15 protein-coding genes are annotated in these 20,926 nt (G+C 49.6%); 8 read left to right on the forward strand and 7 right to left on the reverse strand.

Annotated elements, in window-relative coordinates:
- Positions 1 to 292 precede the first annotated feature (292 nt).
- Complete coding sequence (locus LLG96_09130) at positions 293 to 1,957, reverse strand: sodium-coupled permease (protein MCE5250369.1); 1,665 nt, start codon at positions 1,955 to 1,957, stop codon at positions 293 to 295.
- 745 nt (positions 1,958 to 2,702) lie between these two features.
- Positions 2,703 to 4,109 carry an FAD-dependent oxidoreductase gene (locus LLG96_09135; GenBank protein MCE5250370.1) on the reverse strand — a complete coding sequence of 469 codons (1,407 nt, stop codon included), beginning with the start codon at positions 4,107 to 4,109 and terminating at the stop codon, positions 2,703 to 2,705.
- 1,007 nt (positions 4,110 to 5,116) lie between these two features.
- On the opposite strand from LLG96_09135, the gene LLG96_09140 reads away from it, so the two are divergent.
- The 4 genes from LLG96_09140 to LLG96_09155 are packed head-to-tail and all read left to right on the forward strand — an operon-like array spanning position 5,117 to position 8,032.
- Positions 5,117 to 5,548 carry a transcriptional repressor gene (locus LLG96_09140; GenBank protein ID MCE5250371.1) on the forward strand — a complete coding sequence of 144 codons (432 nt, stop codon included), beginning with the start codon at positions 5,117 to 5,119 and terminating at the stop codon, positions 5,546 to 5,548.
- Positions 5,545 to 6,441, forward strand: a complete 897-nt coding sequence (locus tag LLG96_09145; GenBank protein MCE5250372.1) for a zinc ABC transporter substrate-binding protein — start codon at positions 5,545 to 5,547, stop codon at positions 6,439 to 6,441. The genes LLG96_09140 and LLG96_09145 overlap by 4 nt, the downstream gene beginning before the upstream one ends.
- Before the next feature lie 6 nt (positions 6,442 to 6,447).
- Positions 6,448 to 7,236, forward strand: a complete 789-nt coding sequence (locus LLG96_09150) for an ABC transporter ATP-binding protein (GenBank protein ID MCE5250373.1) — start codon at positions 6,448 to 6,450, stop codon at positions 7,234 to 7,236.
- The gene (locus LLG96_09155; GenBank protein MCE5250374.1) at positions 7,229 to 8,032 is read left to right on the forward strand and encodes a metal ABC transporter permease; all 804 of its coding nucleotides are present in this window, start codon (positions 7,229 to 7,231) and stop codon (positions 8,030 to 8,032) included. The genes LLG96_09150 and LLG96_09155 overlap by 8 nt, the downstream gene beginning before the upstream one ends.
- A gap of 1,728 nt (positions 8,033 to 9,760) precedes the next feature.
- Here LLG96_09155 and LLG96_09160 read toward each other — a convergent pair.
- Positions 9,761 to 10,834 carry a PKD domain-containing protein gene (locus LLG96_09160; protein ID MCE5250375.1) on the reverse strand — a complete coding sequence of 358 codons (1,074 nt, stop codon included), beginning with the start codon at positions 10,832 to 10,834 and terminating at the stop codon, positions 9,761 to 9,763.
- Positions 10,835 to 11,782: 948 nt separating this feature from the next.
- Between LLG96_09160 and LLG96_09165 the strand changes: the two genes are divergently transcribed.
- Entirely contained in the window at positions 11,783 to 12,838 is a 1,056-nt protein-coding gene (locus LLG96_09165; GenBank protein ID MCE5250376.1) for a hypothetical protein, read from the forward strand.
- 224 nt (positions 12,839 to 13,062) lie between these two features.
- On the opposite strand, the gene LLG96_09170 is transcribed toward LLG96_09165, so the two are convergent.
- The 4 genes from LLG96_09170 to LLG96_09185 form a co-directional block, all read right to left on the reverse strand.
- A complete protein-coding gene (locus LLG96_09170; GenBank protein ID MCE5250377.1) occupies positions 13,063 to 14,235 on the reverse strand; it encodes a uroporphyrinogen decarboxylase family protein in 1,173 nt (390 codons plus the stop codon).
- Between the two features lie 802 nt (positions 14,236 to 15,037).
- The gene (locus LLG96_09175) at positions 15,038 to 16,297 is read right to left on the reverse strand and encodes a methyltransferase (GenBank protein ID MCE5250378.1); all 1,260 of its coding nucleotides are present in this window, start codon (positions 16,295 to 16,297) and stop codon (positions 15,038 to 15,040) included.
- Between the two features lie 735 nt (positions 16,298 to 17,032).
- The gene (locus tag LLG96_09180; protein ID MCE5250379.1) at positions 17,033 to 17,899 is read right to left on the reverse strand and encodes a cupin domain-containing protein; all 867 of its coding nucleotides are present in this window, start codon (positions 17,897 to 17,899) and stop codon (positions 17,033 to 17,035) included.
- Positions 17,900 to 18,134: 235 nt separating this feature from the next.
- On the reverse strand, positions 18,135 to 19,001 hold the full coding sequence (locus LLG96_09185; protein ID MCE5250380.1) for a cupin domain-containing protein: 867 nt from the start codon (positions 18,999 to 19,001) through the stop codon (positions 18,135 to 18,137).
- A 608-nt stretch (positions 19,002 to 19,609) separates the two neighbouring features.
- Here LLG96_09185 and LLG96_09190 point away from each other — a divergent pair.
- The 3 genes from LLG96_09190 to LLG96_09200 all read left to right on the forward strand — a co-directional run.
- A complete protein-coding gene (locus tag LLG96_09190) occupies positions 19,610 to 19,852 on the forward strand; it encodes a transcriptional coactivator p15 (protein MCE5250381.1) in 243 nt (80 codons plus the stop codon).
- Between the two features lie 242 nt (positions 19,853 to 20,094).
- Positions 20,095 to 20,511: a secondary thiamine-phosphate synthase enzyme YjbQ gene (locus LLG96_09195; GenBank protein MCE5250382.1), complete on the forward strand. Its 417-nt coding sequence runs from the start codon at positions 20,095 to 20,097 to the stop codon at positions 20,509 to 20,511.
- 171 nt (positions 20,512 to 20,682) lie between these two features.
- Positions 20,683 to 20,926: hypothetical protein (locus LLG96_09200; protein MCE5250383.1), on the forward strand; the 244-nt coding region annotated here is incomplete at its 3' end.

The raw sequence follows: 20,926 nt of genomic DNA on the forward strand, positions 1-20,926 counted from the left end.
GCAGGCAGGGGGGATCACATACTATCGGAAGAAATTATCAATTCTGATTAAAAAGGTTTCCTATGCTTATCAAACCGGATAACCGGATAAAATAATAAGGTCCATTAATCCTTATTATACACGAAAATATTTCACCATAAAGACACAAAAAATCATAAGAGATTGTTATTACTATTATTAGTGACAATTAATCGCCACATCTGGAAAAAATATTTAAAAAAAACCAATCCGTGTAAATCCGCGTTCTATGGTCGGGTTATAAAGGTTTTACCCTCTTTTTAAGAGAGCCCGCTTATACCTGCCACCCCACGATCGCACAAAATCCGGTCCCCAGCAGAATAGCCGCAAGCACACTCCACCCGGTCACCGTCCGCCAGCCCTTGCCTTTCAGCGGAATCAGGCTCAGCGGGATACCGACTGCAATATGCACCACGAGCGACAGGGCGGTTATCCACTGGAAGCTCAATCCCTGATCCCCGGTCAGAACATCCCAGTAGGCGATCACTGCCGCGGCTGCGAGACCGTATATGGCCCCGACGATTGTCCCGAACGATGTCGCGAACGGCACAAACAGTGCCATGAAAAAAAGACCGAAGAGCGGGCCGATAAACAGACCGTTGGTCTTACTCGTTATCTCGGTGACATTGCCGGGCACTTTGTCCATGAGCGAGCTCATGAGAACGATGGCGACGCCGATGCCCCATGTCAGATATTTTGCCTGTCTGACATCGAAGCTCTGGTCATGGATTTTTTTCCTGAAACGGTCGATGAAATCGACTGTTATGATGCTGACAATCGAATTGATGCCGGAATCGAGGCTTGACATCGCCGCGGCGAAAATCCCCGAAACAATTATCCCGGCGGCTCCCGCCGGCATGTAGGTTGCAATGAAATCGGGGAAAAGGTAATCGGCGCCGGTAAACAGCGCATCGCCCCTGCTCTGGTATTCGGGTAGTATCCGGTAAAATCCCAGCAGGGCCATGCCGACCACCGAGAGCACGATGACTATGGCGGCATACGCCAGCGAGGAAATGAGAAACGAACGGCGTGCTTCCTTCACATTTCTCGTGGAAAGATACCGCTGGATAGCCATCTGGTCCGAACCGGCGGTGCAGAGCCAGTAGAAAACCGCATAGACCATCCCGCCGGTCACGGTGGCACGGATGTGAAGATCGAAGCTGAACAGCGGCTGCACCTGCCAGTTCGGCTGCCATCCGATGGGCCACCATGCGCCTGTACCGCCCATTTTAATGGTGATTATGATAACCGTCAGGAACGCGCCGACCATAAGGGTTAAAAATTGGAGCAGGTCTGTAATCACCACAGCGCGAAGACCGCCGAGGGCGGTATAAATGACTGCGATAAATCCTGATATTATAACGACATAAGACAGCATTGCGGATGGCCAGCCGAGCATGACCACGACCGCTTTCGACGACAGGTAGATGAGGAGCGCCATCCATGACAGGCGGACCAGTATGAATATGACCGCGCCGCAGAGCCGAACGGACAGGCCGATGTTTTTTTCCAGCAGCTCGTACGCGCTCGTGATCCTGAATTTCATAAACGCCGGTATCAGCAGATACCCGACCGGTATGAAGTAGAGCGGAATGGCGATAATCGACCAGAGATGCGTCGGGCCGTACCGGATCATCTCACCTGGTTTCGACAGGTAACTGATGGTGCTCAGGATGGACGCTGTCAGCGAGATGCCGATGGCGAAAGAGCCCATGTTGCGGCTGCAGAGAAAATATTCCTCGGTCGAGTTCTGTTTACGGGAGTAGTACCAGCCGACGCCGAGCATGAAGAAGCCGTAGAGTCCTATCATGAGCCAGTCGAGCGCCTGCAAACCTCTCTGGTGAGGCGCGGGAATGTGCGCAGCCTCGCCTGCAAACGCTGAAAGCGGAAACATGGACAGGATAATAAAAAAAGCAATAAAACGGATTTTGTTCACCATATCGTTCTGATATTGAAAGTTGAAATGTATGATTTTCAACAGTAAAAACATATTTTTATGTCGGATAGGATTAATGTGACATTCCCCATCAATAGTGTCCGGATAAAATTCATATCAATCGGCATAATGTATTGAAAACGCTATGGTTTTCAATGAATCTCCCCAATTTTCGATGCAATATCTCTTATTTTCTGCAACAGCCCCCTTCGGTGCTTACGCGCCTGTTTCCCCCGGAGGGGGCAACATAGTGTGGTGCTTGCAGTTATGTCCTGCCCCTCCGGGGGAAGGATGTCCGCAGGACAAGAAGGGGGCTTTTTCTAATAATCCGGACTTTTGCAAACACCTCGCGTGATAAATTTTGATAAATCTTGTTATCACGAGTTTATCTGAAAATGCATCTTTAGTTCCCGGTGCTGAAGCCATGGTCTGATGACGGGAATCCCTGTAACATCGTCATTCCCGAATCTTTAATCGGGAATCCATTTGCAGCCCGCATACATTTTCATCCTTCGTTGCGGCTATCTATAGTCATGGGGGTCTATTCGTAAAAAAGCATTACATCACAAGGACACAAAAGCACAAAGCGATATAATATATTATTAATACTATCTTTAATAACAATTTATCGTTTACATCAAAAAAGTTGAAAAAAATCCGCGTTAATCCGCCCGATCCGCGAAAATCCGCGTTCTATTAAATCTCGTGACCAGGTCGGATTTGTTCATACGCCACATCGCCCGTGTGCTCACGGAAGCAGCACGTCATCCTCCAGCAGCGCTTCCCTCACCGAGCCATAATCGAATACATTCGGGTCGATTCCGCGTTTGACTGAAAGCGTCGCAAGCGTTCCCCCCGCCTGACCGATAGCCATGGCGATTGGTGAAACCCGCAGCGCCGCGGAGGCTTCGTGCGTAGCGCCTATAGCCCGCCCGACAACGACGAGGTTCCGCGGTTTTTCCGCGAGCATGGCGCGCATGGGAATCGAATAGGAAGCTTCGGGCCGCAGATGTGTCGTTCGCGTTTCAGCCTTGTCGGGTGAATGGATATCTATCGGATATCCTCCAATGGCGACAGGGTCGGGGAACGTCCGCTCGTTGACGAGGTCATCGGCTGAAACGACATAGAGCCCCTCGATGTGACGGGATTCCCGGACGCCGATATGGACCGATGTTCCGAGGTTGACTGCATCTTCGAACCCCGGGCATCTGCGTCTGAGAAAGTGAAACAGCTCCATGCACTGATTCCGTCCGGTCGTTTCCGCGCGGCTGACATCCTCCGGGCTTGTCGGATCGAGACCCTGGATGCGGGAGGTGTTGACTATGACCGTGCCGGGAACGGCGGTCTCGAAAAAGAGCACGAGCTCGCGGGGAATGGTGATTTCGCCGCTTGCCTTAGCCGCTTCCCATTCGGAGAGATATCCCGCCAGACTCAGCCGGGGCGTCCGTTTCAATCGTTCCAGTCCCTTACGGGCGCCGAAGGTGAAGTGAAAATCCTCGGGATGGCTTTCCGCATAAGCCCGTACCGCGACGGTATCGACATTGCCCACCTTGAGATTCATGGTCATGGGCTGTGTCGCGCCGTCCGATGTTCTGCCCTTCACGCAGGGGACACCGGCATTGTAGGCAAGATCGGCGTCGCCCGTGGCATCCACGAATACGGCTGCTTCGAAAAGGCTCAGCCCCGATTTGTTGCAGATTGTCACCGACCCTATCCGGTCGTTGGTCACGGTTGCTCCGGCGAACAGGGAGTGGTAGAGGATGCTGCCGCCCGCTTCTCCGAGCATGGTTTCAAGCTCGATTTTAAGACATTCGCTCTCGAACGGGGTCACCGTGCTGCAGTAGGTGATGCTGTCGGGTATGTGTCCGGGGCTGGCGTCATGTGCGCCCAGACGGTCGATGAGCTCCTGGGGAATGCCCCTGACAAGCTGTTTCCCGGCGCCGTTGTGGAAGCTCATCATAGGGCCGACGCCCATGGCGGTAAGCGCGCCGCCCATGAACCCATGCTGTTCGACGACGAGCGTCCTTGCGCCGTGGCGGGCTGCCGCGATCGCAGCCATGGAACCCGAAACTCCGCCGCCGATGACGATGACATCATACCGGCCGCCGGAGCTGACAGGCATTGATATGCTGTTCGTTGCGGCTATGATTTTCATCAGATTTTCCGTTCCTGTAGAATGGTGAATCCGGGTATGAACCCGATTAGTAATCCGGTGATTGACGAGTGACTTCTGACTGTTTCATACCGTGAGCCGCCCGGCATTGAAATGCCGGTCTATTGTCGAAAAGTCCCGCCGGGACTCTTGAGTACAGCCGGCCAGAGCGCCGGAGGCGCTTTTCGGTAATAGCCCGGGGATTCATCCCCGGGAGACAAAATCATGTTATCCTTCCGGGATTATATAATAATCTCTGGTGTTGTCATGCCTGGTATATTCGGCATGTGCGCCTCATTTACATATCATTGTTTGTCTACCGGAGCAATAATATAGGCACAAGGCAACCGGGTATGCAAACAGTTATGCATCCTGAGTATGTATCGTTGTGTTTTTGCTCCGGTGGCTTCACATCGACATCGGTTTGTGTCATGCCGAACCTGTTTCGGTATCTATTTGAAACACCGGTAACATTATTTATTCGCCGGAACAATAACCTGAATTTTTTATCTGAAAATGCATGTGCAGCTCCCGGTGCTGATACCTCGGCTTGGTGTCGTTAGTCGCCGAAACGACGTCATTCCCGAATCTTTAATCGCTTGGGGTTTAATTCCCCGAAGCTTGCTTCGATTCCTTATCATTATTTTGGTATTGATACCTCGTAGCTTGCTGCGAGGTAGTTCATTCGGGAATCCATATATATCTGCATATATTCTTCATCCTTCGTTGTGATTTTCTATAGTCATAGAGGTTATCGTAAATGTATTTCATCACAAGGACACAAAGCGACATAATATATTATTATTACTATTTATAGCAACATTTTATTGGCGATATCGAAAGAGATATATAATAAACAAATCCGCGTAAATCCGCGTTCAAATATAATTCATTAATAGATCGGGTTAAAACACTGATAACACTCTGTATTCGCCGGAGTAATATTATCGGGAATAATCCGTGCATCGGAACAATTTGCAAATCATTTGCATATACAATATATTATCCCCATGAACGGTACCGAGACAAAACACCTGTTGAGAAACAGGAATATCCGTGCAACGGCGAAAAAGGTCGCTATTCTCCGGGCAATAATCGAAAGCGGGCGCCCGGTCAATGCGGACGAGCTCCACGCCCGTGTTTCGGAGGTTATCCCTCTCGACCTTGCCACCGTATATCGAACGCTCGCGGTGTTCCATAAGTCCGGGCTCATCCGTGAAATCAGCGATCCCACCGGCGTGCTGTATGTCGAGGCTGCGATGAGCGGTTATCCCGTTCATCCGCATTTCAGGTGTCTGAAATGCATGAAACTGTACTGCCTTCGTGAATGCTCGTGCGATGAAGCGGTTTCGGTTCGGCAGGTTGATGAGGGGTTTGACGTTCAGGAGATTTCGGTCACATTGAGCGGTATTTGTAAGCAGTGCAACCGGAGGGAACCGTGAGAAGTGTCGTTTCGAATGTTCGGATTTACGCTGTGATTCTGCCCGTTCTGATGGCGCTGTCCGGTTCATGGTCATGGGCGGAGACACCGGTTCAGGTTACGGTCAGTATTCTGCCGCAGAAATATTTCGTCGAAAAAATCGGCGGCGACCGTGTGAAAGTCGCCGTCATGGTGCCGCCCGGAGCGGAGCCGCATGCGTTCGAGCCGAAACCACAGCAGCTCATCGCTCTCTCGAATTCGAGGATTTATTTCGCGGCAGGTATGTCCTTCGAACAGTCATGGCTCGACCGTTTCAAGGCCGTAAACTCCACGATGCGTATCGTTCATACGGATGACGGGATCGATAAAATCCCCATGGATACGGGAGATAAAAACGAACGGGAGGAACATTCGGGTCACGATGACCTGTACGATCCCCATGTATGGCTTTCGCCGCCGCTCGTCAGAAAACAGGCTGAGCACATCTATACCGCTCTTGTTTCCGCCGATCCCGGAAACAGGGAGTTTTACACCGATAATTACAACCGTTTCCTCGGGGAGCTGGACGACCTCGACAGGTATCTGAAAGAAAGGCTTTCGGTCGGGAGCGGACATACGCGGTTCATGGTGTTCCACCCCTCATGGGGATATTTTGCCCGTGCGTACGGCCTCGAACAGATACCGGTCGAAATCGGGGGAAAGGAGCCCAAACCGGCTGATCTCGTCCGGTTGATCGATACGGCGAAACGGCTCGGTATAAAAGTCGTGTTTGTGCAGCCGCAGTTTTCGGACAGGAACGCACGGACGATTGCCGATGCCATCGGCGGGAAGGTGATTTATGCCGATCCCCTCGCGGAGAACTGGGAGCAGAACCTGAAGGATGTCGCGGAGAAAATGAGCGCCGCGCTGAGGTGACAGAATATGACCGTACCCGATATCGAATTGAAGGATGTCCGGTTTTCATACAACGGTGAAGCGGTTTTAAAGGACATAAATCTATCCGTCGACCGTAACGACTTTCTTGCCGTTATCGGGCCGAACGGCGGCGGAAAAACGACCCTTCTCAAGCTCATACTCGGCATCCATGCCCCCGACCGCGGGATCATTCGTGTATTCGGCGATGAGCCCGCCAGGGCTGCAACCCGTATCGGGTATGTGGCGCAGGATACCTCGTTCAACAGGGAATTTCCGATTACAGTGCTCGATGTAACCCTCATGGGAAGGCTGGCGCACAATACATCCCTTCGCCGTTTTACCCGTGAGGATGTGAAGATAGCCCAAAGAGCGCTGGAGACGGTCGATATAGCCGAATATTCCGGAAAGCGCATCGGTACCCTTTCGAGCGGGCAGCGTCAGCGGGTTTTTATTGCACGGGCGCTGGCGACCGAATCAGATATCCTTATTCTCGACGAGCCCACCGCGAGCATCGACATGGAAGGGCAGTCGAAGATATATGAAATACTGAAGGAATTGAACCGGTCCATGACCATCATCGTTGTCAGCCATGACTATGCGCTCACACTCGGATTCGCCAAGACGGTGGCCCATGTAAACAGGACGCTCCATGTCCACAAATCACTCGATTTCACCCCCGAGATGATCAAAAAGCTGTCGGAATCTTCGCTGAGGCACATCTGCCCTGTCGAGCTCATCACCCAGGGATATTTCCGCATGGGGAACCATGTTCAGGAGGAGAAGAACGTTGATTGAGGCGCTTCAGTTCGAGTTCATGCGGAACGCGGTCATTGCGGGGCTTCTCATCAGTGTGGCATGCGGCATTATCGGCGCGCTCGTTGTGGTGAACCGCATGGTGTTCATATCCGGGGGCATTGCACATGCCGCGTACGGCGGTATCGGGCTGGCGTTCTTTTTCCGATTGCCTCCGCTCCTTGGTGCGAGCCTGTTTTCGGTCGTCATAGCAATGATTATCGGCGCGCTGACCTTCAAAAACCGTCACCGCTCGGATACGATCATCGGCGTTCTGTGGGCTGCCGGTATGGCGCTCGGCATAATTCTCATCGATCTCACTCCGGGGTACGCAGTAGACCTCATGAGCTATCTGTTCGGGAGCATTCTGACGATTCCCGCCGTCGACCTATGGCTCCTGCTTGCGCTCGATGCAGTGATACTCCTCGCCGTGATCTTTTATTACCGCGACTTTCTCGCCCTCTCGTACGATGAGCAGTTCGCCTCGCTCCGGGGAGTTCCGGTGAAAATACTCTACTTTGCCCTTCTCGTTCTCGCCTCGCTCACCATTGTCATGACCATACGGCTTGTCGGGCTGATTCTCGTTATCGCGCTGCTCACCATCCCGACCTATATGGCGGAAAAAATGGCGAAATCGCTCGGAAGCATGATGGTGTATTCGGCGATATTGAGCGCCGTGTTCACCCTCTCCGGGCTCTGGGTTTCCTATACGCTCAATATTACATCCGGAGCAGCGATCATCATGGTCGCAACTGTTGCATTTTTCATCAGTTATGGGATCGAATCATTGAAAAATTGACCGTTGCGCTGTGATAGTGTGTATATTCAGAACATAAGATACGGCGTAAATGCCTGAAAAGCGGGTACTGCGTTAAAAACGCGTGACCGTGACTCCTGTAACCCCTTGCCTGCACGAGATTTGCGGAAAATTCCTTTTGAAGAATGCACTGTTCATGGGCACCGGGGATGTTTTTTTGCATATAAATTCTTAAATGTAAGGTACTTATCTATGTTTTCACGAAATCGCTGAAGGAGTTCCCGTTTTTTCCAGTAATCACGGGGTTTCAGCGATGGCTCTTCCTGCAAATTCATTATTCATGGGCATCGGGGAGATATGAGATAAGCAAGTACGCTTAAATAACGAACTTACCCGATTGGCATATTTACCACGGTAAATCACATAAAAATATTTGGCGCGGCGATACGAAATTTTGCACGTACTTAAAATAAAAATTTCACGGTATGATATTATTTACTATTATGGGAAGCATATATATACTGATATTGCGGATTAACCGGAATAAAAAATAATTTTTCACAAAGCACGCAATGACCATTGGAAATAATTTTTTTGACAGGATTGACAGGATTGACAGGATTGACGGGATTGACATGATTAGCAGTTGTTCGGTGTTTATGGTTGTGAGAGAGGTGATGTAAAGCTATGGGATAGTACTCTCAGCGCTGTGAACCGGGATTGCCGTGATGATACCGGGATTTTCAGGATTACACGATCCAGGAATCAGCGTTTCAAGAAAAGCACACGAAAAGAAGAAATGAAACCACGGAGACACGGAGAATTAAAATGAATAAAGGAAAATATTTTAACCCGATCTATTCATGAATTATACTAGAACGCGGATTTGTTCTACAGTGGGCAACCACGGGGGGGTGCCCCTACAGCAACCACGGGGGGGTGCCCTAACATTTTAAAAAACATGCGTGAACAATAATTTCGTCATGTATACTATAATCTATTATGTCTCTTTGTGCCTTTGTGTCTTTGTGGTGAAATAGTTTTATGAATAACCTCCATGACTATAGATAGTCACAATGAAGGATGAAAAATGTATGCAGGCTGCAAATGGATTCCCGATTAAAGATTCGGGAATGACATCGTTACAGCGACTCCCGACACCATGACGAGGCTTCAGCACCGGGAATTGCAGATGCATTTTCAGATAAATCCGGGTTAATCCTGTCTATATTTTTTTTCTCTGCGTTTCTGTGGTTAATAAAAAAAGGCACAAGGCACAAGGCACAAGGCATAAGGGAAAAATCTGTGAAATCTGTGGCGATAAAAAAGGCATAAGGCAGAAGGCACAAGGCATAAGGCACAAGGCACAAGGCATAAGGCAGAAGGCATAAGGGGAAAAATCTGTGAAATCTGTGAAATCTGTGGCGATAAAAAAAGGCATAAGGCATAAGGCAGAAGGCACAAGGCATAAGGCACAAGGCATAAGGGGAAAAATCTGTGAAATCTATGAAATCTGTGGCGATAAAAAAAGGGCACAATGCATTGTGCCCCTACGTTTAAATCTATCTATGTCATCTGTGTAATCGGTGGTTTTTCTCCGTGTCTCCGTGTCTCCATGGTTGATTTTTAAAAAAACACATCCTGTTAATCCTGTTAATCCTGTTAATCCTGTCTAAAATATTTTTTCTCCGTGTCTCCGTAGTTTATTTTTAAAATTTTTTTATCCTGTTAATCCTGTTAATCCTGTCTAAAATATTTTTTTATTTACGCTTATCGCACCGCCACGCTCCGGACTTTTATCCGCTGCGCCTTGCCTGCGGGGCCTTCCACGGTGAGGACGACCACGAAATCGCCTGCTTTTTCATACTGGTGAACCGGGTTCTGCTCGTTCGATGTGGTGCCGTCATCGAAATCCCACAGCCATGATGTGATATTGCCTTGGGACAGGTCCTTGAAATAGACGAGCCTCCTGTCCATGTCGACAACCTCGAACGACCACTGCGCCCCGATGGCCGGAACGAATTTTGGTTCGAGCGGCATGAGCCTGAAGGCGACCTGGCAGGATGCGTTGGAATCCATCCGCGTTTTGTGGGACAGGTTCCAGAATCCCTCGTACTCCGAGTTGTTCTCATCGTAATCGAGCACCGACCACGACAGCCCGATGATGGTGTTCTCCGTGAGCTTTGACTCGACTGCCCGCGAAGGGCCGTCATATGGCGCGTAATCAAATGGGGTTATCCAGAATTCGAGGACGAGTTTTCCGCTCTCGCCTTCCTTGAAATTGTATGAATACGCATGATTGGCATAGGGGAGCTCCGCGATCCACGGCTGGCAGCCCCATACCATGCACCAGTCGCGGCCCTCTCCGGGCGGAGTGAAAATGTGGTAATTCTGAGCATGCACTCCCTTGAACCGGAAGTGGTTGTCTTCCCATGTCGTCAGTTGTTCGTTGTTGATGAACTGCCCGCCCGAAAGATCGCCGTCCACAACGACCTCGAAAATATCGCCGCGCTTGAAGTACATGTTCCAGTAATCGTCATAGGCCTCGTAGAGGAAATAGAGCCGGTTCAATCCCTTGACCCAGCCGACGCGGACTTTGATATCGAGGTCTTTCGGATCGACTTTCATTTCGTGATCCTTTACGGTGTCTGAAAGCTGGTCGGTACCGATGACGTAACTTACGGGGACGATATTCCAGTCGTCCGTCCTGCCGTCGATGCACGGTATCATCGTTGGTGGGAACTGGAAGATTTTGAACTCAATGTCAGGGCGTTCGAGCGCATACAGATGTGCCGCCCCCAGAATCATGATCACCGAAAACAGAGCCACCATTTTTTTTACCATACCTGATACACTCCCTGAAAAAAGGTTGAACTTGTTATATACGCTATAACATTATTTTTTTCCGGTAGTTCAATTACTACATAAAATATACCAAGAGGGCTATGAAAAAGTATCTTTTTTAACGCGCCCCATGACGAAATGTGTTGTTTAGTTACTGTCAAGGGTATGTAAATCGGTGGCAACTCCCCATTTTTTTAAGAACACTTTTTTTAGATGTTACTTCCTTTGCATGCCCAAAGGAAGTAACCAAGGAAAGGGCACCCGGTGAAAAACCTGTTTCCCCGGTCACTGCCCGTTTTTCGGGAATGTGTGAACTCACGAGCCTTCGGCTCGCTCGGACAGCACCCATTCTTTTTCCGAAAACCGGTTGTGACCGCGGGGTTTTTCAACGGGTATATAAATTCACAGGCATAAATTTTCCATACGCCGGGTCTAAATCCTTCGCCTTTGAGGCGAAAAGCATTAGCGCGATTTTTTATGACCCCTCTGTCACCTGCGGTGACATCTCCCCTTCAGAGGGGAGAGGCCGCTTGCGCGGTAAAAGGGAACAGAACGCGAAGCATAAAGCGCCGCAGGCTTTCCCCCTGTGAAGGGGGGATACCGGCAGAATGCCGGAGAGGGGTCTGTCTTCTGCGGCTTTAGCCGGTAGTGCTTTAATCATCGGAGCAATAATACTGGATTCCCAATTCACTTCGTTCCTGGGAATGACAATACTTGTATAATAAATTAGCGATTATGGGCTAACTGAATAACCAGATTATTTTTTTCATCAGAAAAGGATGTTTTTTATGTGCTTGATACAATGTACTATATACGACCGAAAAGCGCACGGTCAATTTTACTGTTTGCATGTCAACAGTAAAATTCGTATTCTATAAAGCCGATTACCAGACCCTCCACATGTGCAATTATTACATAAACTGTACTGTTTTTTCAGAGGTATTCAACATGAAAACAACCATTATAATCCCGGTGATTATCAGCTTTATAATACTTATGATATGCGTTTCATGCGGCAAAGACGAAAAAACGGAAAACACGCCGAATATCGCTCCTTCCCAGACCGTCCAGAGTCCCATGGGAAGAAAACCTGTCGAAATGGAAACATCGACCAGAATTGCCTGCGAATCCACCATTGGCGGAGGCTACGATATATATACCATGAGAGCGGACGGCACCGATCCCGTCAGATTGACAGCGAACCAGGGAAGGAATCGTTTTCCGGCATGGTCGCCGGACGGCTCGAAGATCGTTTTTGTCTCGAACCGGAGAATTCCGCAATTCTACGATATACTTATCATGAACTCGGACGGCAGCAATCAGACGAAAATAGTGGATGGATTCGGATGGAACGGTCATCCTTCATGGTCACCGGATGGTACGAAAATCGCTTATGACACGGGTATCGATAAAAATCTCGAAATCTATGTCATGAATACGGACGGCTCAAACAGGGTAAACCTCACAAGGAATCCCGACTGGGACAGTATGCCCTGCTGGTCGCCGGATGGCAGCAAGATTGCCTTTGTCTCGGAGCGTGACGGCAACCAGGAAATTTATGTCATGAATGCGGACGGGTCGAATCAGGTCAACCTGACCCGTAACGAAACGGGGGATTCCCTGCCGAGCTGGTCACCGGACGGTACAAAGATAGCGTTTGTGTCGGACCGTGACTTTGTACCTGTCGAAGATGTTAAACCGCCATCCCGCGACGAGGTTATTCTCGGCGATGAGTACCTCGAAAAGGCCATGAAAGCCAAGAGAAAGACCGATATTTTCGTGATGAACGCCGATGGCTCGAATCCGGTGAACCTGACGAACTATCCCAACAACGATACCAAACCCACATGGTCGCCCGACGGTTCCAGAATCGCGTTTATCTCGATCCGTAACGCCAAACGCGAGTTGTTTACAATGGCGGCGGATGGCTCGGATGTACAACAGCTGACAAAAAACGAGGATATGGAAGAGTATCCCGCCTGGTCACCGTTTCTGAAAAAATAACAGGATGCCTTGCGGGAGAGACGTGTTCCCGGGCTGTATGATGACAGGCAGAGGAGAAAGGCATAAGGGAAAAGGCAGAAGGCAAAAGGCACAAGGCATAAGGCAGAAGGCAGAAGGCATAAGGGAAAAGGCATAAGGCATAAGGCATAAGGCACAAGGCATAAGGCATAAGGCACAAGGCACAAGGCATAAGGCATAAGGCATAAGCTTTTGACAGGGCTATATCAATAATTCCGCAGTTTTTGAAACTCATCGACCATTGTCATGAAATTGTCGTACTTCGTCCCCACGGCAATCGAGTGTGTCGAACCGAATATATACCGTCCGCCCGGCTTGTAGTGTTCCATGGCGTGGGCGACCTCCCTCTTTACATCATCCGGCGTTCCCGAAACGAGCAGCTCGACACTGATTCCGCCCCATGGTACAAACCGTGAGCCGTATCGCTCCTTGATTGCTTCGAGGTCCATGCCCGCAGTGCGCTGAATGGACTGGTAGGCATCATAGCCAGCCTCGACGAACATGTCGAGGAGGAGGTTGTTGTTGCCGCAGGCGTGTTTCATCACGGGCAGTTTGAAGTGTTCGTGGATGTTCCTTACACGGGCCTGTATGCCGGGAAAAACGAATTCCCGGAACATCGCGGGAGAGATGAACGGTCCCTGGGTGCTCGAGAAATCCTGCCCCCAGCCGACGGCATCCTGGCCGTGACGGATGTAATGCCTATCGAGAAGGTTGTTTTTCGCCACTTCGTAACGGATTGCGGCTTTGACCGTTTCGGGATTGTCGAGGTACTCCATGAGGCCATGCGCAAAGCCGCCGCCGCCCTCCTCGAACGAGCCGCCGAGAATCAGGATTCCCACTTCGCTGCCCGAGGGCCCCATGAGGAAACGGTCGCGCCCGAACTCCCCGATAAAGGCATCCACGACCTCGAAACAGCTCTCGTCGGGCGGTTCGATGACGGGCTCTTTGTCGAAATCGGCGGGTGTGAACTGCTTTTTCCCTGCATTGGGGTCATAAACCTTTGTGACATCCGCGGTGACATCTGAAAACTTGTATATGGCGCCATCGCGGAATTCGAAGGTGTTGCCGTCCAGCTTCCGGGGCTTTTCGAACGTGTAATTCTTCGGCGGGGCAACACTCGATGCCATGGCGGAGATATTGATGATGTCGAAACAGTCCATCCTGCGGAAAAACTCGATGCCGTCCTCTTTCCAGCTCTGCACCACCTCATCACGGCGGCCTTCCCAGAATCCGATGGCGGATTTCGCCTTGGCACGGAAATAGGTGTCATGCCCGAGTATCCTGCCGACCGTATCGAAATCGACAGCCCATTCACCCCACGGAACTCTATCGGGGATTTTCCCCGCAAGCACTGATTGTACACGCTCTTTTGAAGTCATCACTGGTCCCCCGGCCTGCGCCGATTGTTTATTTGTAATGTTATGGAAATGTATTTACTTTTTTTCTTTCAGCGGTGAATAAGCATTGACCCGCACTATTCATTAAAATATGATTAACCACAAAGACACAAAGACATGTAATAGGTTATTAATACTATCATTAGTTACGACTTAATCTCGATATCAAAAACGATATATAATATTCAAATCTGCGAAAATCCGTGTTCAATTTATTATTGTGAATGACTCTCATGACTATGATTAATCACAACGAAAGATGAAAAATGTATACAGTTGAAATGGATTCCCGATTAAAGATTCGGGAATGACGTCGTTGCAGCGACTTCCAATGCCGGGCCGAGGTTTCAGCGCCGGGAACCGCAGATACATTTTCAATTAAAACCGGGTTAACATTTTAACTCACCACTCGTTGAAATATGTGTTTTCCTGCATGTCAAGACCAAGACAAATCGTCCTTCGGACGAGCCTTGACATGAACTCGGCAGATGTAAACACGAAGTTAATGTTCCGGCGGATACATAATGATACCAATAGCAGGAACAGATGCCGAAACAAGTTCGGCATGACGTTATCCTATGTCACTGTTTAATCAAGAGAATTCCTCGGAGTTTACTCCAGGGTAAAAACCCCCCTTCCGTCACTTCGTGACACCTTCCCCCGTATCGGGGGCAGGTAACTACCGTAGTCGTATCGATTTCTCTTGCCCCTTTCAGGGGGAAAGGGATTAAGGGTTAGGGGACCTGATCCGATACCTCGCAGTTTACTGCGGAGTAGTTCATTTTCAGAAGGAATCCCCGATGGCTTTGACCATCGCCTTTATATTTTCCACGGGCACATCCGCCTGGATATTATGGATCGTGTTGAAGATATAGCCGCCGCCTTTGTTGAGGGTGCGGATTCGCATGGCCACATCCTCGTACACCTCGTCCGGAGTTCCATGCGGCAGGATATGCTGAGTATCCACGCCGCCGCCGTGGAAAACGACCCTGTCGCCGTACTCCTCTTTCAGTTCATGGATATCCATACCTTCCGCCGATGTCTGGAGAGGATTGAGAATATCGAAACCCGCCCCGATGATGTCGCCGATAAGCGGACGGATGCCCCCGCACGTATGAATGAACGTTTTCCACGTGGTATGAGCATGGATAAAGTCGCACGTACGCTTGTAGTGGGGCTTGTAAAGCTCGCGGAACACATCGGGCGACATGAGCGGCCCGCGCTGGCAGCCGAAATCGGTTCCGGTAACATAGATGATGTCGATCGTGTTCCCGACAGCCTGGATGATCGTTTCGAGGTTTTTGATGCCGATGTCGGTCTGACGGTCGTAGATTTCGTTGATATAGTCACGGCGTATCGCATGGGAGACGTACCATTCCTCGATATCGCGAATGCCGCGGGGATTTTTGAGCCAGGGAGCGGGAACCGCGGCGACATTGCCGAGAGACCCTCCGGGCATGGCGAGCGCTATGGCGTAACCGGTATTCTCATACAACCATTCCGCCTGCCTGCGCAGGTCCTCCGCACCCTCATCGGAGACATACGGGAAATCCTCGAGATTGTCCCCGACATCGAGCCTGGTGTCATCGATGGGCTGCTGGCGGACAATGGCATCATGGTAGAAACCACCCTGCGGCATGCGGAGACTCGGCGCTGCGGAACGGTCGCCTTCGGGGTACTGGAGAATATCCCCGTTATTATCGGGTTCGGTATTGAAAAGGCCCGGGACAAGGACTCGGGCGCCGTCGAACATGGTCCACGGTTTCCAGTTGTCGTTCGGGATGCCGATGCGGTTCATTTTTCCGGAAATACCGACAATATCGGCATGGAGCCAGGCAAGGAGGTCATCCTTTATCTCACCGAGCATCTGGTAGGGCTCGACCACCTTGACGCGGTCATCGAGGTGGTCGAAACCGAGCTCCTGCCTGAGCCTGTATACGGTGCCTATTGCAATGCCCGAAACCGGCATCGAGCCGAAATCGACCGGAACGCGGTCGGGTTGACGGTGATCGAGCGCCGCCTTGATTCTTTCTCGTGATGTCATGTTCATGGGGTTCCCTTGATAGTCAAAAATAGAGAGATTATTCAAAATAATTCAAGTTATCCTGTGTGCGATCAGGCTCTAAAAACTATTCGGTCATTCAATCAGCTCATAATTACTAATGTGTTGTACAAGAGCTGTTATACCATAGAAGGGCTGTGAAAAAGGAAATTTTTCACGAGCCCGATAATGAAATGTATTGGTTTATCGCTGTGAAGGGCATATAAATCGCTGGCACCCCCCCATTTTTTTAAGAACATTTTTTATATGTTACTTCCTTTGCGTGCCCAAAGGAAGTAACCAAGGAAAGGGCACCCCGCGAAAAGCCTTATTCCCCGTTCACTGCCCGTTTTTCGGGAATGTGTGAACTCACGAACCTTCGGTTCGCTCGGACAGCACCCATTCTTTTTCCGAAAACCGGTTGTGACCGCGGGACTTTTCAACGGGTCTATAAGAGGGCTGTGAAAAAGTATATTTTTCACGAGCCCTATGAAGAAATGTGTTGTTTTATTGCTGTCAAGGGCATGTAAATCGGCACTTCGTGCCGACCCTTGACAGCTTATATCCACACATACAGACTTTATCACAAGACTTCTAGAACGAAGTGAATTGGGAATCCAGCATTACATTCATGTTATGCGTATAAGTTGATGGATTCCCGTTTTCACGGGAATGACACTCTGACATGTAAAGTTATTTCATTCGTAAGTTTTATGGACTAATTGAATATCCCCCAAACTATTTTCTCACCTCATGATCCCTGTAGCGGGCGAAATAGAGCATTTTCACCGTTTCTTCGCCCGTATTGATATTGGCATGCGGTGTTTTGCCGTCCGCAGGTATCATGTATCCCGTCCCCTCGGGCTGCATGCGTATCTGCTTGCCGAGAAAGGCGATACTTTCACCCCTGATCGCGGTCCAGACTTCCTCGCATCCCTCGATATGGCTGTGCGGATGGCCGATGGTCATGGGGTCGAAGGAAACGGTGATTATGCTTTCGAGCGTCCCGAGACCGTCCGCAGTACCGAACAACCCCCTGGCGATATGACACCAGTGGACGTCCGTGGATGAAATCCGCTGCGTATTCTCGTCCCTGACCAGAATGTCCTTGTTAGGGCGGAATCCCGGAGGTACCGGCTCGTTGATGAGGTACATCGTGAGAGGTTCATCTCCGGTTGAGGACATGGTGAACGGACACTCGGCCGGAATGAGCACCGCGATGCCCGGATAAAGATCGGTGCCTGTCTTGCGGCCTTTCATGGCGCCTTTCCCGGTGAGGATATAGTTGATTTCCTGCTCGCCCTTGAGTGTCGTCGGCGTGATGGATGTTCCCGGTTCGAGCGTGGCATGGGTGAAGAGGTTTATATAGGTGAGCACAGCCCCTTTTTCCGGCGGATTGAGAGGATTGCCCCTGGTCAGGATGTCGCGCTCGATAAGGGCGCCATGGGCTGTATGAGGTTCCGAATCTTTCCAGCTGCAGATATAGAGATCGATGTTCGCATCCTTGCCGGGGGTATACGGATTGCCGTCAAGGGTCTGCGCAAAGGAACCGTTGAATGCTCCAAGGAGAAACAACATAACGAGAGAGAATATATACTTTTTCATGGCACCGCTCCCTGAAAGAAGAACCACCGTACCCAATCTATTCACAAAATGTAATAGAACGCGGATTTACGCGGATCGGGCGGATTTACGCGGATTTCGATTTTTTCATTTCTTTTTTGGGTATTAATACATAATAAGAACTAATAATAGTATAAACAATAAGTTATATAAATTTAGCTCTTTATGATTATATAATTATTATGCACAATACGGGCTTATTGTCGATTATCGGTCATTACTTCCTGACCTCGTGATCGCCATAGCGCGCGAAATAGAAAATCTTTATCTGATCTTTGCCGGTATTGATATTGGCATGAGGAGTTTTCCCATCGGGAGGTATCATATATCCCGTACCCTCGGGCTGCACGCGTATCTGCTTGCCGAGAAAGGCGATGCTCTCACCCCTTACTGCGGTCCATACCTCCTCGCATCCTTCCGCATGACTGTGCGGATGGCCGATTGTCATGGGATCGAATGTTACGGTAAGGACGCGTTCGAGCGTGCCAAGCCCGGCGTCGGTTTCAAAGAAGTACTTGACGATGTGGCACCAGTGGCCGTTGGTCGACTGTACCGGCAAGGTGTTTTCATCCTTGACCGTGATATCGGTGTTCGGCCTGAAGCCGGCCGGAATGGGCTCGTTGACGAGGTACATGGTCATGGATTCGGAGCCCGTGTTCTTCATGGTGAACTCGCAGTTCGCGGGGATGAGCACACAGATGCCCGGATAGAGGTCGGTGCTTATCTTACGGCCCTTCATGGCGCCTTTTCCGGAGAGAATATAGATGATTTCCTGTTCTCCTTTGAGCGTTGTCGGCTGAATGGATGCTCCGACATCGAGCGTTGCATGGGTGAAACGGTTGACATACTTGAGAACGGCGCCTTTTCTCGGCGGTTTCAACGGATCGCCTTTGGTAAGTATGTCGCGTTCTATAAGGGAGCCGTGTGTCTGATAAGGCAGGGATTCATTCCAGTTTCCGATATACATATCGATGTCGGGATCGACACCAGGTGTAAAAGGACTGCCATCGAGCGTCTGTCCGAAGGATAACGAAACTGTGCCGAAAATCAGCATTGTAACGTACAAAAACATTTTAAGGAACATGTCGGGTCTCCTTGCGTAAAATGAAAAGATTGGCGGCAACATATCCGCTCAATCGGCTTCATGGGCAAATGTGGTCGCCAGGATGATGTATCCGCTCAGGTATTGTTCAAAAATAACCAAGTACACTATAATATGCAAGAGGTGAAGTTGTTTGCCGGAGATTACCGTTACTCAGGCGGGTAAATAATGATATTCATATTCTGGAACAGATGCCGAAACAGGTTCGGCATGACAATACCGGAGATAATTGTTCGATCCTGGAGCGATACCATGATTTTGCCTCCCGGGGATGAATCCCCGGGCTATTACCGGAAAGCGCCTCCGGCGCTCTGTCCGATTGTGCTCCGGAGTCCCGGAGGGACTTTTCGATAATAGACCGGCATTTCAATGCCGGGCGGACTGAAGTATGAAACCGTCGGATGTCACCATGTAATCACCCGAGTATCGATTGAGAAAAATACTTTGAAAAACGGTAATTATTGATAATAATATGGTAAATGTTTTACTGAAGCGGGCTCATCGGTATTTATACAGGCTGACGCAGGAAACCATGCTCCGATAATTATTCTCATCATGCAGAAAATACAGCGCAAACAGAAGGATTCAGTATGAGCGGAGTTCCCATCAGGAGACAGATAACCGGGGAGATCAAAAAGCGAGAAAACTGTATCATAAGAATCTCGACAGCCGAGCTTGCCGGTCATCGTTTTATTGAAATCAGGCAGCATTACAGGGATAAACGCGGTGATTTTCAGCCGAGCGAAAAAGGGATTACTTTTCAGCCAGAGCTTCTCGACGAGCTGATCGAAAGCCTCGTGGAGCTGAAACAGCGCATGGCTCAGATGAAATAGTGGTATATTATATCCGTGAAGCCGGTCTCGATAAGGTATATTCCATGATTATCGCACCGGTGAATACATGATGATATCACTACCTGGAATAGAGGCCGAAACAAGTCCGGCATGACACAATCGATGTCATTGTTTAACCGCCAGAGCACTTTTTTTTAAATGTTTTTGCTGAAATCAGCCCAATCGGTGTCAATTCCTGTTCTATCGAATTCTGTGGATAGATCGGGTATAGAGGAGGCGCCATGAAAAGCTTCAGGAAAGAATTATGGTTTGAAACGAGGAACAGACGTGAATTTATCAATATTACCCCGATTGTTGAAGCCTGCCTCGACGAGAGCGGAATCATGGAAGGTTTGCTGCTCTGCAACGCCATGCATATAACCGCGAGTGTATTTATCAATGACGATGAATCCGGACTTCACAGCGACTTTGAACGGTGGCTTGAAAAGCTTGCGCCGGAAAAACCGTACTCTCAGTACGATCATAACGGATTCGAAGATAATGCCGATGCTCACCTGAAACGGTCGGTGATGGGAAGGGAAGTTGTGGTTGCGGTTACGGGAGGCAAGCTCGATTTCGGGCCATGGGAAAAGATTTTTTACGGTGAATTCGACGGGAAACGGAAAAAACGGGTTCTTGTAAAAATTATCGGCGAATAACCTGGAGGGCTGTGAAAAAGTATATTTTTCACGAGCCACATGACGAAATGTGTTGTTTTATTGCTGTCAAGGGCATGTAAATCGGTGGCAACCCCCATTTTTAAAGTACACTTTTTTTAGATATTACTTCCTTTGCTTGCCCAAAGGAAGTAACCAAGGAAAGGGCACCCCGTGAAAAGCCTTCTTCCACGGTCACGGCCCGTTTTTCGGGAATGTGTGAACTCGCGAGCCTTCGGCTCGCTCGGACAGCACCCATTCTTTTTCCGAAAAACGCTTGTGACCGCGGGGCTTTTCAATGGGGTTGAAAAAACAGAAACTCCAAAAAGGTGTTATGCTGTTTGTTACAATAAAAAGTCATGGATTTTGAGGGATCAGGTGAAGATGTTCCGGACAGCACCTATTAAAAAAAAATACT

This window comes from bacterium (assembly GCA_021372535.1).
In the GTDB taxonomy this organism is placed as follows: Bacteria; Latescibacterota; Latescibacteria; order Latescibacterales; family Latescibacteraceae; genus JAFGMP01.

Excerpts from the sequence above, each read along its gene's own strand:
- LLG96_09130 (MCE5250369.1), bottom strand. The coding sequence starts at position 1,957 with ATGGTGAACAAAATCCGTTTTATTGCTTTTTTTATTATCCTGTCCATG.
- LLG96_09135 (MCE5250370.1), bottom strand. The coding sequence starts at position 4,109 with ATGAAAATCATAGCCGCAACGAACAGCATATCAATGCCTGTCAGCTCC.
- LLG96_09140 (MCE5250371.1), top strand. The coding sequence starts at position 5,117 with ATGAACGGTACCGAGACAAAACACCTGTTGAGAAACAGGAATATCCGT.
- LLG96_09150 (MCE5250373.1), top strand. The coding sequence starts at position 6,448 with ATGACCGTACCCGATATCGAATTGAAGGATGTCCGGTTTTCATACAAC.
- LLG96_09160 (MCE5250375.1), bottom strand. The coding sequence starts at position 10,834 with ATGGTAAAAAAAATGGTGGCTCTGTTTTCGGTGATCATGATTCTGGGG.
- LLG96_09165 (MCE5250376.1), top strand. The coding sequence starts at position 11,783 with ATGAAAACAACCATTATAATCCCGGTGATTATCAGCTTTATAATACTT.
- LLG96_09170 (MCE5250377.1), bottom strand. The coding sequence starts at position 14,235 with ATGACTTCAAAAGAGCGTGTACAATCAGTGCTTGCGGGGAAAATCCCC.
- LLG96_09175 (MCE5250378.1), bottom strand. The coding sequence starts at position 16,297 with ATGACATCACGAGAAAGAATCAAGGCGGCGCTCGATCACCGTCAACCC.
- LLG96_09180 (MCE5250379.1), bottom strand. The coding sequence starts at position 17,899 with ATGAAAAAGTATATATTCTCTCTCGTTATGTTGTTTCTCCTTGGAGCA.
- LLG96_09185 (MCE5250380.1), bottom strand. The coding sequence starts at position 19,001 with ATGTTCCTTAAAATGTTTTTGTACGTTACAATGCTGATTTTCGGCACA.
- LLG96_09190 (MCE5250381.1), top strand. The coding sequence starts at position 19,610 with ATGAGCGGAGTTCCCATCAGGAGACAGATAACCGGGGAGATCAAAAAG.
- LLG96_09195 (MCE5250382.1), top strand. The coding sequence starts at position 20,095 with ATGAAAAGCTTCAGGAAAGAATTATGGTTTGAAACGAGGAACAGACGT.